This window comes from Achromobacter sp. ESBL13 (assembly GCF_036668755.1).
Lineage (GTDB): Bacteria > Pseudomonadota > Gammaproteobacteria > Burkholderiales > Burkholderiaceae_B > Achromobacter.
In genome coordinates this window covers 1-535 of sequence record NZ_JAZEVT010000017.1, presented here as the reverse complement: position 1 = coordinate 535, position 535 = coordinate 1, and the positions used below count along the sequence as shown (strand labels likewise).

At 66.0% G+C, this 535-nt stretch carries 1 protein-coding gene; it reads left to right on the top strand.

Annotated elements, in window-relative coordinates; genetic code table 11:
- Nucleotides 1–535 (top strand): tandem-95 repeat protein (locus V6F88_RS27795; RefSeq protein ID WP_332613521.1); only part of this gene is annotated, 535 nt, incomplete at both ends.

Here is a 535-nt window from a genome sequence, read left to right as displayed (position 1 = left end):
AGCCACGCCATCACAGCCATCAACGGCAGCGCGGTTGTTGTGGGCACGCCGATCGCCGTGACCAACGGCTCGGTGACGTTGAAGGCCGATGGCACCTTGGACTTCGCACCCGCTGCGAACTACAACGGCGCCACGAGCTTCACCTACACAGTCACTTCTGGTGGTGTGACGGAGACCGCCACGGTCAACGTCACGGTCACCGCCGTGGCGGATGCGCCGATGACGGTGGACCCGGCGGTTCCTGGCCAAACCTTCGACCCGGCGACGGGCAACTACGCCACCAGCACCACCGAGGACGCGGCCGTAACGGGTCAAGTCTCGGCGGTGGACGGCGACGGAGACACGCTGACCTACAGCCTGGGTACCTCACCCGCGCACGGCACGGTGACGGTGAACCCGGCGACGGGTGCCTACACCTACACGCCGACGGCGGATTACTACGGCGGCGACAGCTTCGTGGTGTCGATCTCGGACGGCAACGGCAACATCAGCCTGTCCACGGTCAGCGTTACGGTCTCGGCGGTGGTGGACATTG